Origin of the sequence: Streptomyces sp. NPDC101219, from assembly GCF_044767675.1 — a bacterium.
Taxonomy (GTDB): Bacteria; Actinomycetota; Actinomycetes; order Streptomycetales; family Streptomycetaceae; genus Streptomyces.
In genome coordinates this window covers 461354-474533 of record NZ_JBIWOK010000005.1, presented here as the reverse complement: position 1 = coordinate 474533, position 13180 = coordinate 461354, and the positions used below count along the sequence as shown (strand labels likewise).

Below are 13180 nucleotides of genomic sequence, written 5' to 3'. Positions count from 1 at the left end.
GAGTGCTGTGTCGAGAGTGAACACCGTCCTGGGGGCGGTCCCGGCCGAGGAACTGGGGCTCGTGGCCGTCCACGAGCACATCGGCTACGGGATGCCCGGCTCCGAACTGGACACGAAGTGGTGGAAGACCCCCGAGCAGCGGTACGAGGAGACCGTCCCCAAGCTGCGCGCCTTCCACGAGTACGGCGGCGGCACCTTCGTCGACGCCACCGGGATCTGCAACGGCCGTGACGTCGACTACTACAAGTCGCTGTCCGCCAAGACCGGCGTCCACATCGTCGCCTGCACCGGCTTCGTCGGCGGCGACACCGCCCTGCCGCACTTCGCCCGCGCCGACGTGGACTACCTGATGCGGCAGTTCGTCCACGAGATCACCGTCGGCATCGGCGACACCGGCAGCCTCGCCGGCGTCATCAAGGTCGGCGTGAGCCGCGGCGGCCGCATGACCGACCTGGACAAGCGCATCTACCGGGCCGCCGCCCGCGCCGCGCTCACCACGGGCGTGCCCATCCTCACCCACCTGGCGATCGACGCGGAGAACGCGATCTCGATCTTCCAGGAGGAGGGGCTGCCCCTGGACCGCGTCCTGTTCGGGCACGTCGACGACGGGGTCAACGCCGACAAGACCCGCGACGTGTGGATCGCCGAGCAGGGCGCACGCATCGGCTTCGACACCTTCGGCTACGAGACCGAACTCCCGGACCCGCCCTTCTGGGCCCGCCCCCGCAAGGAGCGGCTCGACCACTTCCTGCGGTTCATCGACGGCGGCCGCAGGATCGGGCAGGTCCTCGCCTCCGCCGACGCCAACTGCAGCCCGCTGGGCTGGCCCGGCGTCAAGGGCCACACCGTCAACTACATCTTCGAGGACCTCATCCCGGACCTCCTTGCCGCCGGTCTCGACGAGGCCGCCATCGAGACGATCTTCGTCCACAACCCGGCCGCCTTCCTCACCCTCCAGAAGTAGAGAGAACCACCATGCAGCTCTCGGACCTCAAGAACCTGAAGATCGCCGTCGTCGGAGCCGGCTACGGCGGCGCGGCGGCCGCCAAAGCGCTGAGCCTGCTCGGCGCCCGGGTCGATGTCTACGAACAGGCCACCCGCATTCGGGAGGTCGGCGCCGGCATCGGCCTGCGGCCGTCCACCATGAACCGCTTCCGCGAGTGGGGCATCTTCGACGCGATCGCGAAGGTCAGCTCCCCGAGCGAGTACTTCGAGATCCTCACCGCCACCGGTGACCCGATCATGAAGGAGGCGTGGCCCGCCGAGGGCGAGCAGACGCACACCCACCTCATCCACCGCGGCGACTTCATCGAGGCGCTGCTGGGCGTGCTGCCCGAGGGCATGGTGCACCTCGGCCACAAGCTGGAGGCCGTCGAGGACAAGGGCGAGCGCTCGGTCCTGACGTTCGCCGACGGCAGGACCGTCGAGGCCGACCTGGTCGTCGGCGCCGACGGCATCAAGTCGGTCGTGCGGGACCGGCTGTTCAGCGACAAGGGCCCGGTCTTCTCCGGCGAGCGGGCCTACCGCGCGGTCATCTCCGTGGACGACGCCCACGGCATGGTCGTCGACGACAACCTGCGGATGTACATCGGCAAGGGCACGAAGATCTACCTGCTGCCGCTGCGCCACCGGGGCCAGGTCTCCTTCGACATCACCGCCCTGTGCCCGGACCCCACCTGGAACCCGCAGGTGACCCTGGAGGACATGCTCCGGACCGTCGAGGGCTTCGACGAGCGCCTGGTCTCCATCACCCGCGGCCTCGACCTCGACACCGTCAACGTCCGCGGCGTCTACGACATCGACCCGGTCGACACCTGGCACTCCGACTCCGTCGTCCTGCTCGGCGACGCGGCGCACTCGATGCTGCACCACCAGGGCCAGGGCGCCAACTCGGCCATCGAGGACGGCGGAGCGCTCGCCGACGCCCTGCGCGAGGCGGACTCCGTCAAGGAGGCGCTGGCCCTCTACCAGGCCACCCGCAAGCCGGTCACCGACAAGCTCCAGAGCATCTCGCGCCAGGGATGGAGCGAGGACGAGATCGACGAGGTCTTCCCCGGACAGAAGCCCGCGGCCGCCGCGGCCCAGGAGTAACCCATGCCTCTGCACCCCGAGATCGCCAAGGTCCTGGCGAGCCTGCCCGCCCCGCCCGACGGCCCGCTCGACCCCGTGGCCATGCGCGCCGCCGAGGAGGCGCAGGTCGCCCCCCTGGACGAGCGGCTGCCCCTGCACGCCGTCGAGGACGTCACCGCCCGCACCGCCGCCGGGGACGTGCCCGTGCGGATCTACATCCCGGACGCGGCGGACCGCCACGGCGTGATCGTCTACTTCCACGGCGGCGCCTTCTTCCTGGGCAGCCTGGAGACCCACGACCACGTGGCGCGGTCACTGGCGAAGGAGACCGGCCTGAAGGTCGTCTCCGTCGGCTACCGGCGCGCGCCCGAGGCGGCCTTCCCGGCCGGCCTGGACGACTGCCACGCGGTCGTGCGCTGGGTCGCCGAGCAGGGCGACGGGCTCGGCTGGGACGGCACCACCCTCGCCGTCGCCGGCGACAGCTCCGGCGGCAATTTCGCCGCCGCCGTCGCGGCCCGCGCCCACGACGAGGGCTTCGACCGGATCACCCACCAGATCCTCTACTACCCCTCCCTGGACCTGGACTTCGACACCGACCGCTACGCCTCGCTGCGGGAGAACGCCGTCGGCTACGGCCTGGAGACGGCGGGCCTGAAGCCCTTCAACGCCTTCTACCTGGACAGCGGCGCCGACCCCGCCGACCCGCTGGTCTCGCCGGTCAAGCGGCAGGACCTCACCGGCCTGCCGAAGGCCCTCGTGGTCACCGCCGAGTTCGACCCGATGCGCGACGAGGGCGAACTGTACGGGCGGCGGCTGCGCGAGGCCGGGGTGGAGGCCACGGTGAGCCGCTACCCGGGCGCCGGCCACGGGTTCGTCCAGCACTTCTCCTGGATCCCCGAGTACCACCGGGTCTTCGCGGAGACGCGGGACTTCCTCGGCCGGTCCTGACCGGCCACCCGGAACGAGCGGAGCGGAAGCAGCATGACGCGAGCAGTCCCCGTCCACCCCCTGGTCTCCCCGTGGGGCCGGTTCGGGCTCTACAGCTTCTTCATCGACGCGCCCCAGCCCGCGATCGTCGACACCGGGATCGCCTCGTCCCCCGCCGAGGGGATGGCGCCCGCGCTGGAGGCGATCGGGCGGCGCATCGAGGACGTGCGCTGGATCCTGCTGACGCACGGTCACATCGACCACGTCGGCGGGGCGTTCGCCCTGTGGGAGATGACCGGCCGGCGCGCCCAGGTGGTGATCCACGAGGCCGACGCGCCCTTCCTCCGCTCGCGCCGGGCCCATGTGGCGGAGTACGCCGCCGGGCGCGGCCGCTACCTGCGTGACCCGGGGGGCGAGGCGAAGGTGGCGGCCGCGGCCGACGCGGTCATCTCCGGCGAGATGGAGCCCACCCTGCTGGTCCGGGGCGGCGAGAGCCTGTCCCTCGGCGGCGGGGTGACCGTGTCCGTGCACGCGGTCCCCGGGCACACGCCCGGCTCGGTCGCCTACGTCCTCGACGGGCAGCGCGCCGCGTTCACCGGGGACGCCGTCCAGGTGCACGGCGCGGCCAACGGCTTCCCCGGCTACACCGACCCGGTGGCCTACCGCGCCGGTCTGGAGCACCTGCGCGACACCGTCCGCCCGCGGCACCTCTACCTCGGGCACCCCTACCGCCGGGCCGACGGCACGCCCTACGGCGTGGAACTCGACGAGGACCAGGCCCGCCAGGCCCTCACCCAGAGCCTCGACATCGAGGGCCGGGTCGCCCGGGCGGCCTGCGACTGCCTGCGGGCCGGCCTCAGGGAGACGGACTCGCCGTACTCGCCGTTCGGGCGTGTCGCCGAGGAACTGGGCTACACCGGTGACCCCACCCTCGAACCGTCGCCGTTCTTCACCACGCTCGCCGGCTACCGCACGCACTTCGACCGCACCCCGTGACACAGGAGCACCACGTCATGACCGACTTCCAGACCATCCGGGCGGGCGAGCAGACCATCGCCGTCCGCAAGGACCTCCGGGTCCCGATGCGCGACGGCGTCGAACTCGCCGCGGACGCCTACCACGGTCAGGACGACACCCCCCGCCCGGCCCTGATCGCGATGAGCGCCTACGGCAAGGAGCTCCAGGCCCTCGCCCTGACCACGCCCCCGCAGCTGCGGCCCAGCCCCATGTGGGACGGCTGCATCGAGGCGGGCGACATCGCCCGCGTCGTGAAGGAGGGCTACGTCCACGTCATCGGCGACATGCGCGGCACCGGCGACTCCGGCGGCGTCATGATCGGCAACTACAACTTCGGCGGGGTCTCCCAGGGGCAGGACCTGTACGACGTCGTCGAGTGGGTCGCCGCGCAGCCCTGGTGCGACGGCAACGTCGGCATGATCGGCATCTCCTACTTCGGCTCCATGCAGGTGCTCGCCGCCGCCGAACGCCCGCCGCACCTCAAGGCGATCTTCGTCAGCGGCGGCCACTACGACTTCTACGAGACGACGTACCACGGCGGCGTCATGTGGTTCATGCCGCGCGCCGCCCGCGAGGGACGCGGCGGCGACTCGGGCATCGCCCACACCGACGTCAAGTCCCGTATGCAGGAGGTGTACTCGCCCGAGGAGCTGAAGAAGCTGGTCGACGAGCGGCTGCGCGACCCGGACGTGGCGGCCTGGCCCAACCTCGTGCACGTGCTCAAGTACCCCAAGAACCGCGAGTTCTGGTTCGACATCGTGATGAACCCGCTCGACGGCGACTGGTACGAGGAACGCAACCCGGTCAACCTGGCCCGGAACATCGACATCCCGGTCTACCTGCAGATCGACCAGGGCCGCGGCTGGACCGTCGACGGCCACATCGAGCTGTTCGACGTCCTCAAGGGCCCGAAGAAGCTGGACATCGGCTCCTACCCGCCCATGCAGTCGCGCCCCTGGATCGAGGAGCACGACAAGATGTTCCGCTGGTACGAGTACTGGCTCAAGGGTGTCGACAACGGGATCATGGACGAGCCGGCCGTGCAGGTCTTCGTGGAGGGCTCGCGCGAGGTGGTCACCGCCGGGCAGTGGCCGCCGAAGGAGGTCGAGTACACCTCTCTCTACCTGCGGCCCCGGCGCAAGCTGTCCTTCGAGCCGGAGGCGATGGGCGCCGAGCACGCCGCCCCCGACGGCTTCTACCAGGCGCCGCTGACCGTCACCGACAAGGTGGAGGTCCTCGACTGGCGCACCGAGCCGTTCGAGAAGCCCACCGAGCTGATCGGCACCGGCGCGGCACACCTGTTCGCGGAGATCGACCAGGACGACACCAACTTCATCCTGCGCCTGTGGGACGAGGCCCCCGGCGGCAAGCGGCAGCTCATCACCAGCGGCTACCTGAAGGCCTCCCACCGCGAGCTGGACGAGGAGCGCACCACCGAGGGCAACCCGTACCACCCGCACACCCGCGCCGTGCCGGTGGAGCCGGGGACGGTGCAGGAGTACGTGCTGCGGCTGTACCCGTTCGCCGCGACCTTCCTGCCGGGTCACCGGCTGGTGGTGGAGCTGTCCAACAACGAGCCGCTCGCCGACGCGCACAACGCGCTGCTGCCCCCGGACGCGTTCCACCTGCCGGTGGGCCGCCCGGTCACGCACAAGATCTACCGGGACGCGGCCCACCCGTCCCGGCTGGTGCTGCCGTTCACCACGGCGCCCGCCACCGGCGCGGCGGAGTAGCGGCAGGGGACGCCTCAGGGCCGGCCGGGGACACCGTCCCGGGCCGGCCCTTCGCGCGCCTGCCTGAGCCCGCGACAAGGCGCGGCCCCGGACGGAGGGCATCCGGCCTTTCGCGTGCGTGGCTCAGCCACCTCGCCGCGGCAGCCCCGGACTGAGGACCCCCGGCCGGCCCTTCCCGCGTGCGTTCCCGGCCGGCCCTTCGCACGCGCGGATGCCGCGGGCGCTCACACCGCCTCGGCCAGGTCCCGCTCCACGGCCCGTGCCGAGGCGTCCAGGACGGCGACCAGGGACCGCAGGCGCTGCGGGTCGTACCGCACGCTCGGCATCGACACCGACAGGCCCGCCCGTGCCCGGCCGCCGGCGTCGCGCACCGGCACGCCGACGGCCACCAGACCGCGCTCGGACCGCTCCCGGTTGACGGCGGAGCCGTTGCGGCGCAGCCGCTTCAACTCCGTGCGCAGCCGGTCCAGGTCGGGGCGCTCACCCGGCCGGTCGGTGTACCGCTCCGGTGCGTAGACGTCGTCGAGCTCCTCGTCGGTCAGGTCGGCGAGCAGCAGCAGCCCGGCCGTCGTGCGGTGGGCCGGGAACACCATGCCCTCCCGGGAGCCCACCCGCAGGGTCTGCCGGCACTCGACGGAGGCGATGAAACGCGCCGTGTCCCCGGCGCGCACGATCAGGTTCGTCGTCTCGTCCAGCAGGTCGACGACCCGCTGGAGGTGCGGCAGGGCCACCGCGCGCAGCCGCGACACGAACGACTGGGAGTGTGCGGCGAGCTCCAGCACCGGCCCCGCCCGGTAGACGCGGTCCTCGCCCTGCACCGCGAAGTCCCGGTACACGAGCATCGCCAGCAGCCGGTGCGCGGTCGACCTGGCCACCCCCAGCCGCTCGGCGATCTGCGACACGGTCGCGCCGCCCTCCATCTGCAGGATGGTCGCCGCCCGCAGCGCGTGGTCCACGCTGGCGATGGGATAGGGCGGCGGCGTCTTGAGCGGCTTGTCCATCCCGTCGGCCTTCCCTCGGGTCGTGGACGCCGCAGGGTGCCGGGCGTCCCGTCTCCGGACCATCCTCTCACGCATTCTGCTGTGCAGAATTCATATGTTCTTCAGAGCGGCACACGGCACCCTGGGGCCATGACGCACTCCTCCCTCGCCCAGGAAACGGTGACGGGTTCCCCGGTCCGGCTCGAAGCCGTGGCCGCGGAGGGGCAACCCGAGGTCACCCCGGCGCTCGAAGAGCTGTACCGGGGCTTCGAGAAGGAACTCCTCGTCCCGCTGTGGACCGAGATCGGCGACCTGATGCCGGCCCACCCGCGGTCCCGCGCCCTGCCGCACCTGTGGCGGTGGGAGCGCCTGCGGGAGCTGGCCGCGCAGGCCGGCGAGCTGGTCCCGGTCGGCCGCGGCGGCGAGCGCCGGGCCATCGCGCTCGCCAACCCCTCCCTCGGCGGGCGGCCGTTCGCCACCCCGACGCTGTGGGCGGCCATCCAGTACCTGATGCCCGGCGAGGACGCCCCGGAGCACCGCCACACCCAGCACGCCTTCCGCTTCGTCGTCGAGGGCGAGGGCGTGTGGACCGTCGTCGGCCGCGACCCGGTCGCCATGCGGCGCGGCGACTTCCTGCCGCAGGCGGGCTGGAACATGCACGCCCACCACAACGCCACCTCCGAGCCGATGGCCTGGATCGACGGACTGGACATCCCCTTCCAGTACACGAACGAGTCGCAGTTCTTCGAGTTCGGCCGCGACGAGATCAGCGACGCCGAGCGGATCACCCCGGACCGCTCCCGCTCCGAGCGGCTGTGGGGCCACCCCGGACTGCGCCCGGTCGGCGCCGCTCCGGCCGGCCCCGGCTCCCCGCTGCTCGCCTACCGCTGGGAGCACACCGACCGCGCCCTCGCCGACCAGCTCGCCCTGGAGGCCGAGGGACACGCGGGCACCGTGGAGCCCGGCCACGCCGCCGTCCGCTTCTCCGACCCGGCGACCGGCGCCGACGTGCTGCCGACCATCCGCGCCGAGGTGCACCGCATCGCCCGCGGCACCGAGACCACCCCGGTGCGCGAGACCGGCTCGTCGGTCTACCAGGTCTTCGACGGCTCCGGCACCGTCACCGTCGGCGACACCACCTGGTCGGTCAGCCGCGGCGACCTCTTCGTCGTCCCCTCCTGGCAGCCCTTCTCGGTCCGTTCCGAGGCCGGGTCCACCGACTCCGACTCCGGCGCGCTGGACCTGTTCCGGTTCAGCGACTCGCCGATCTTCGAAGCCCTGCGGCTCGACCGTACCCACGTGGAAGGAACCACCCGATGAAGCTCGCCACCCTCCGCACCGGCGGCACCACCCGCGCCGTCAAGCTGGACGGCGACGTCCTGGTCGACCTCGGCGCCCCCGACCTGGGTGCCCTGCTCGCCGAGGAGGGCTGGGCCGGGCGCGCGGCGGCCGCCACCTCCGACGGCGCCACCACCTACCCGGTGGCGGACGCCGACTTCGCCCCCGTGGTGCCCGCCCCGTCCAAGGTGGTGTGCGTCGGCCTCAACTACCGCAACCACATCCAGGAGATGGGCCGCGACCTGCCCGAACACCCCACCTTGTTCGCCAAGTTCGCCGACTCGCTGATCGGCGCGCGCGACGACATCGCCCGGCCGGACGAGACCGTGCAGTTCGACTGGGAGGTCGAACTTGCGGTGATCGTCGGCCAGAAGGTGCGCCGCGCCCGCGGCGAGGAGGCCGAGCAGGCCATCGCCGGCTTCACCGTGCTGAACGACATCACCTGCCGGGACTGGCAGTTCCGCACCCGTGAGTGGCTCCAGGGCAAGATGTGGGACTCCAGCACCCCGGTCGGCCCCTACCTGGTCACCCCGGACGAGCTGCCGGGCGGTGTCCGCCCCGCCCTGGACGTGTCCCTCACCGTCGACGGCGAACTCATGCAGTCCGACACCACCGGCGACCTGCTCTTCGACCCCGTCGACCTGGTCGAGTACGTCTCCACGATCACCCGTCTGAACCCGGGCGACATCATCGCCACCGGCACCCCCGGCGGCGTCGGCCACGCCCGCAAGCCCGCCCGCTACCTCCTCGGCGGCGAGCGGATCGTCACCGAGATCCAGGGCATCGGCCGCCTGGAGAACACGGTCGTCAAGGAGAAGTCCGCCTGATGGCCCGCACCTTCGACCAGGCCCGCGACTGGAGCAGGCACGGCACCGAGCTGCTGCTGAAGGCCGCCGACGGTCTCGACGCCGCCGCCTTCGCCGAGCCCAGCGCCCTGCCGGGCTGGAGCCGGGCCCACCTGGCCGCCCACGTCGCCGCCAACGCGGAGGCGCTGTCCAACCTGGTGCACTGGGCGGCCACCGGCGAGCCCACCCCCATGTACGCCTCGCCCGAGGAGCGCGCCGCCGGTATCGAACGGGGCCGAGCCCTGCCCGCCGCCGAACTCACCGCGTGGCTGCGGACCTCGGCCGAGGCACTGGAGGCCGGCATGGCGGCCCTCGGCGACGACCAGTGGCGCCGGGAGGTGGTCACCGCCCAGGGCAGGACCGTCCCCGCCACCGAAGTGCCCTGGCTGCGCGCCCGGGAGGTGTGCGTGCACGCCGTCGACCTGGCGGCCGGGGTGTCCTTCCTGGACCTGCCGGACGACTTCCTGGCCGCCCTGTGCGACGACATCGTTGCCAAGCGCGCCGCCGCCCCCGGCCCCGCCGTGACCCTGCGGGTGGCGGCCACCGGTGCCACCTGGCAGCTGCCCGGCGACGGCGAACCCGCCCTGGTCGAGAGCGGGTTGCCCGCCATCGCCGCCTACCTTGCCGGACGGGACGCGGGACCGCGCACCGCCGACGGCAGGCCCGCCCCCACGCTGGGCGCCTGGCTCTGACCAGCGGCCCGCGAACCGTAAGGAACCGATCATGAACCCTGAACCCACGCCCGCCGGGCGGCCCGACGTCCTCGTGGTCGGCGGCGGCATCGGCGGCCTCGGCGCCGCCTTCGCCCTGTCCCGCCAAGGACTGCGGGTCCGCGTCCTGGAGCGGGCCCCGGCGTTCGGCGAGGTCGGCGCGGGCCTCCAGATCGCCCCCAACTGCACCCGCATCCTCGACGAGTACGGGCTGTTGGACGAGGCCCGCTCCCTCGGCGTCGTCCCGGACGGCATGGTGATGCGCGACGCGCTCGACTCCAGCGTGCTGACCCGGCTGGACCTGCGCGACCTCGAACGCCGGTACGGCTTCCCGTACATGGTCATCCACCGCAGCGACCTGCACGGCATCTTCCTGCGCGCCTGCGAGCGCGCCGGGGTCGAACTGCTCACCGACCGTACCGTCGTCGACTACGAGCAGACCGAGGACGGCGCCCTGGTCCGCCTGGCGGACGGCAGCACCGAGGAGGCGCCGCTGGTGATCGCCGCGGACGGCCTGAACTCCGTGGCCCGCACCAAGCTGATCGGCGACGACGTCGTCAGCTCCAGCTACGTCGCCTACCGTGCGGCCGTCCCGATCGAGCAGGTCCGGGACAACGGCGTCGCGGAGAACGACGTCACCGTGTACATCGGCCCCCGCTGCCACTTCGTCCAGTACGCCCTGCGCGGCGGCGAGATGTTCAACCAGGTCGCCGTGTTCGAGTCCCCGAAGGCCCTGGCCGGCCAGGAGGACTGGGGCACCCCGGACGAGCTGGACGCCGCCTTCGAGGCGACCTGCGACCCGGTGCGCAAGGGCATCCCCCTGATGTGGCGGGACCGCTGGTGGCGTATGTTCGACCGCGACCCCGTCGACACGTGGGTGCACGGCCGCATCGTCCTGCTCGGCGACGCCGCGCACCCGCCGCTGCAGTACATGGCCCAGGGCGCGATCATGGCCATCGAGGACGGCTGGGTCCTCGCCCGGCACTACGCCCGGCTGGCCGAGGCCACCCCCGCGGGCACCCGCCCCGCGTGGGAGGAGGCCCTCGCCGCCTACGAGGCGGTCCGGGTGGAGCACTGCCGCCGCGTCCAGACCACCGCCCGCGCCTGGGGCGAACTGTGGCACCTCGACGGGGAGCCCCGCCTCCGGCGCAACGCGATCATGCGGGCGCGGGACACCTACGACTACCACTTCACCGACTGGGTGTACGGCCCGACCGCCCTGACTCCCGACGAGGAGCCGCCCATGTTCGTCCCGATCCCGCTCTCCTCGGCCGAGGCCGAGGAGTCCGGGGGAGGAGCCCTGGCGGCGACCGGCAGCGGCAGGGCGTAGACCCTCGACGCCCCGCAGCCCCGCGCCGCCACCGACCGCCGCCCACGCCCCTCGAGGGGTGCGGGCGGCGGTCTTGTCGTGCCGTGGGAGGAGTCGTCACGCCGGTACCGGCGGGCGTGGTGCCGCCCGGTGGCCGGTCCCGGAGAAGCTGAGCGTGCGGTAGACCGTCACCCCGTCCGCGATCCGGCCGCACGCCTGCGCCGCAGCGGTGACGCGGTGGGTGTACGCGGGGTCCGCGGTGTCCAGCAGCACGCCCAGCGCCGTACCACTGTGGCCGACCGCGACGCCCAGGCCGCCCACCTCGCGGCAGATCTCGCACAGCGGGCCCAGGAGCCGCTTCGGGCGCAGCGCCTGGTTCATCAGCGCGCTCCGGGTCGCGACCCGGCCCACCTCGGCGAGGTCATGGGCGCGCACCGCACCGGTGAGCCGGTCCAGCAGACGCGCGTACTCGCGCCGGTCGGCCGCCGTGAAGGGTTTCGGGATGCGGTTGAAGGCGACCGTGTCGACCGCGCCGCCCTCGTCCACTCCCACCACGGTCATGGCCGGCAGCGACCCGAGGACCGCGCGCAGCCGCACGCTGCGGTGGTGGAAGGCGACGATGCCGGGATGGAGCACCCCGTCGGTGGGTTCGATGCGGGCCAGCAGCCGCTCGATCCGGGCGGCGGGCAGGACGAGGCCCACCGCCTGTCCCACCGCCCGGGCGGTGGCGACCAGGTCGGCGGAGGAACTCGCCAGTCCCTTGCCCTCCGGGAGCAGGCTGCTGAGCGTGAGCACCCCGCCGACCGGCCGCGGCGCGGCGGCCATGACGAGCCGCGCCATCCGCAGGGCCTTCACCTTCCGGGCCGGCCGGACCACCAGGCCGGGGGCGTCCGGGGCCGGCCGGAACACCGCCCTCGTCCACCGGGCGACCGGGAGCGTGACCAGGAAGTCCCCGTCCCGCTCCGGCAGTTCGCCCTGCAGCAGTTCGCCGAAGGTGCCGTGGGCGGTGCCCACTCCGGTTCGCACGCGTGTCCTCCCTGAGCAGGCGTCGGACGCCATAGATGAAAGTGAAAATCATTTGTACGTGAGGATGTCCGGACGCCGCAAGCCGGTCTCCGTGCGTCTGTCACCGCCCGGTCGTCGAGACGTTTCTGATGTTGACAATCATTTTCAATTAATGTGATGCTCACGCCGGTCCCGTCGCCGACCAGACAGGAGGACCGGTATGGACCCGCACATCGCGGAGGCGGTCAAGAGACCGGATCTCGTCGCGCTGCAGCCCGGGTTGGTCTGTCTGCGCTTCGAGTCCATGAAGATCTACTCGGCGCTGGGGGCGGTGCGCCGTCTCCTGGAGACCGGTGCCGTCCGACCCGGCGACACCCTCGTCGACAGCTCCAGCGGCATCTACGCCCACGCCCTCGCTCTCGCCTGCCACCGGTACGGGATGAAGTGCCACATCGTGGGCTCCACAACCGTGGACCGCACCCTGCGCGTCCAGCTGGAGATCCTCGGAGCCACGCTGGAACAGGTCCCGCCCTCCCAGGACCTGCGCCTGGACCAGGAGGCGCGGGTGCGGCGCGTCGCCGAGATCCTCGCCCGCAACCCCTCGTACCACTGGATGCGGCAGTACCACGACGACATCCACTACCTCGGCTACCGCGACGTGGCCGCCGCTCTCGACCGGGAGATCCCCCAAGGGCCCCTCACCCTGGTCGGCGGAGTCGGGTCCGGCGCCTCGACCGGCGCCCTCGCCACCTGGCTGCACGAGGCCGGCCGCGACGTGTCCCTCGTCGGCGTCCAGCCCTTCGGGAGCGTCACCTTCGGCGCACAGCACGTGGCCGACCCGGACATGATCATCGCCGGCATCGGCAGCGCCATCGAGTTCCGCAACGTCCGCCACGCCCTCTACGACCGCGTCCACTGGGTCGGCTTCGACTGCGCCGTCTCCGGCGCGGTCCAACTCCTGCGGGACACCGGCATCTTCGCCGGACTGTCCGCCGGGGCCGCCCACCTCGCCACCCGCTGGGAACGCCGCCGGGACGACTCCCGCACCCACGTCTTCGTCGCCGCCGACACCGGCCACCGCTACGTCGACCACGCCTACGCCCGCCACCGGGAGGCACCGGACGCCGACGCGCTCAAGCCGCACGAGATCACCGACCTGCGGGACCTCCGACTGCCCTGGTCCACCGCCGCCCGCGCGGACCTGCGCATCCCCGCCGCCCCCGCCCCCACCGACGAGAGGGACTGA

At 72.6% G+C, this 13180-nt stretch carries 12 protein-coding genes; 10 read left to right on the top strand and 2 right to left on the bottom strand.

Annotation, left to right across the window (positions count from 1 at the left end):
- Positions 1–7 precede the first annotated feature (7 nt).
- The 5 genes from ACIRPP_RS12905 to ACIRPP_RS12885 are packed head-to-tail and all read left to right on the top strand — an operon-like array spanning position 8 to position 5747.
- Complete coding sequence (locus ACIRPP_RS12905) at positions 8–964, top strand: phosphotriesterase (RefSeq protein ID WP_403641059.1); 957 nt, start codon at positions 8–10, stop codon at positions 962–964.
- 11 nt (positions 965–975) lie between these two features.
- Positions 976–2091: an FAD-dependent oxidoreductase gene (locus ACIRPP_RS12900; protein WP_403641057.1), complete on the top strand. Its 1116-nt coding sequence runs from the start codon at positions 976–978 to the stop codon at positions 2089–2091.
- A 3-nt stretch (positions 2092–2094) separates the two neighbouring features.
- Positions 2095–3018, top strand: coding sequence for an alpha/beta hydrolase (locus tag ACIRPP_RS12895; protein ID WP_403641054.1), 924 nt, complete (start codon positions 2095–2097; stop codon positions 3016–3018).
- A 33-nt stretch (positions 3019–3051) separates the two neighbouring features.
- Positions 3052–3993: an MBL fold metallo-hydrolase gene (locus ACIRPP_RS12890; RefSeq protein ID WP_403641052.1), complete on the top strand. Its 942-nt coding sequence runs from the start codon at positions 3052–3054 to the stop codon at positions 3991–3993.
- 17 nt (positions 3994–4010) lie between these two features.
- Positions 4011–5747, top strand: a complete 1737-nt coding sequence (locus ACIRPP_RS12885; RefSeq protein ID WP_403641049.1) for a CocE/NonD family hydrolase — start codon at positions 4011–4013, stop codon at positions 5745–5747.
- A gap of 224 nt (positions 5748–5971) precedes the next feature.
- Here the strand turns inward: ACIRPP_RS12885 and ACIRPP_RS12880 are convergent, their stop codons facing one another.
- Positions 5972–6748, bottom strand: a complete 777-nt coding sequence (locus tag ACIRPP_RS12880; protein WP_403641047.1) for an IclR family transcriptional regulator — start codon at positions 6746–6748, stop codon at positions 5972–5974.
- 129 nt (positions 6749–6877) lie between these two features.
- On the opposite strand from ACIRPP_RS12880, the gene ACIRPP_RS12875 reads away from it, so the two are divergent.
- Genes ACIRPP_RS12875 through ACIRPP_RS12860 form a run of 4 tightly spaced genes read left to right on the top strand, consistent with a single transcriptional unit; the run spans position 6878 to position 10950 of the window.
- A complete protein-coding gene (locus ACIRPP_RS12875) occupies positions 6878–8047 on the top strand; it encodes a cupin domain-containing protein (protein WP_403641044.1) in 1170 nt (389 codons plus the stop codon).
- Positions 8044–8892: a fumarylacetoacetate hydrolase family protein gene (locus ACIRPP_RS12870; protein ID WP_403641041.1), complete on the top strand. Its 849-nt coding sequence runs from the start codon at positions 8044–8046 to the stop codon at positions 8890–8892. The genes ACIRPP_RS12875 and ACIRPP_RS12870 overlap by 4 nt, the downstream gene beginning before the upstream one ends.
- Positions 8892–9602, top strand: coding sequence for a maleylpyruvate isomerase family mycothiol-dependent enzyme (locus tag ACIRPP_RS12865; protein WP_403641039.1), 711 nt, complete (start codon positions 8892–8894; stop codon positions 9600–9602). The genes ACIRPP_RS12870 and ACIRPP_RS12865 overlap by 1 nt, the downstream gene beginning before the upstream one ends.
- A 31-nt stretch (positions 9603–9633) precedes the next feature.
- The gene (locus tag ACIRPP_RS12860) at positions 9634–10950 is read left to right on the top strand and encodes an FAD-dependent monooxygenase (protein ID WP_403641036.1); all 1317 of its coding nucleotides are present in this window, start codon (positions 9634–9636) and stop codon (positions 10948–10950) included.
- 96 nt (positions 10951–11046) lie between these two features.
- On the opposite strand, the gene ACIRPP_RS12855 is transcribed toward ACIRPP_RS12860, so the two are convergent.
- Positions 11047–11988 carry a kinase gene (locus ACIRPP_RS12855; protein ID WP_403641033.1) on the bottom strand — a complete coding sequence of 314 codons (942 nt, stop codon included), beginning with the start codon at positions 11986–11988 and terminating at the stop codon, positions 11047–11049.
- A gap of 166 nt (positions 11989–12154) precedes the next feature.
- Between ACIRPP_RS12855 and ACIRPP_RS12850 the strand changes: the two genes are divergently transcribed.
- Positions 12155–13180, top strand: coding sequence for a pyridoxal-phosphate dependent enzyme (locus tag ACIRPP_RS12850; RefSeq protein WP_403641030.1), 1026 nt, complete (start codon positions 12155–12157; stop codon positions 13178–13180).

What these genes read in the sequence shown, in the direction of transcription:
- ACIRPP_RS12900 (WP_403641057.1), top strand. Translation starts at nt 976, where the DNA reads ATGCAGCTCTCGGACCTCAAGAACCTGAAGATCGCCGTCGTCGGAGCC.
- ACIRPP_RS12850 (WP_403641030.1), top strand. Translation starts at nt 12,155, where the DNA reads ATGGACCCGCACATCGCGGAGGCGGTCAAGAGACCGGATCTCGTCGCG.
- ACIRPP_RS12880 (WP_403641047.1), bottom strand. Translation starts at nt 6,748, where the DNA reads ATGGACAAGCCGCTCAAGACGCCGCCGCCCTATCCCATCGCCAGCGTG.
- ACIRPP_RS12870 (WP_403641041.1), top strand. Translation starts at nt 8,044, where the DNA reads ATGAAGCTCGCCACCCTCCGCACCGGCGGCACCACCCGCGCCGTCAAG.
- ACIRPP_RS12890 (WP_403641052.1), top strand. Translation starts at nt 3,052, where the DNA reads ATGACGCGAGCAGTCCCCGTCCACCCCCTGGTCTCCCCGTGGGGCCGG.
- ACIRPP_RS12875 (WP_403641044.1), top strand. Translation starts at nt 6,878, where the DNA reads ATGACGCACTCCTCCCTCGCCCAGGAAACGGTGACGGGTTCCCCGGTC.
- ACIRPP_RS12860 (WP_403641036.1), top strand. Translation starts at nt 9,634, where the DNA reads ATGAACCCTGAACCCACGCCCGCCGGGCGGCCCGACGTCCTCGTGGTC.
- ACIRPP_RS12885 (WP_403641049.1), top strand. Translation starts at nt 4,011, where the DNA reads ATGACCGACTTCCAGACCATCCGGGCGGGCGAGCAGACCATCGCCGTC.
- ACIRPP_RS12855 (WP_403641033.1), bottom strand. Translation starts at nt 11,988, where the DNA reads ATGGCGTCCGACGCCTGCTCAGGGAGGACACGCGTGCGAACCGGAGTG.
- ACIRPP_RS12865 (WP_403641039.1), top strand. Translation starts at nt 8,892, where the DNA reads ATGGCCCGCACCTTCGACCAGGCCCGCGACTGGAGCAGGCACGGCACC.
- ACIRPP_RS12895 (WP_403641054.1), top strand. Translation starts at nt 2,095, where the DNA reads ATGCCTCTGCACCCCGAGATCGCCAAGGTCCTGGCGAGCCTGCCCGCC.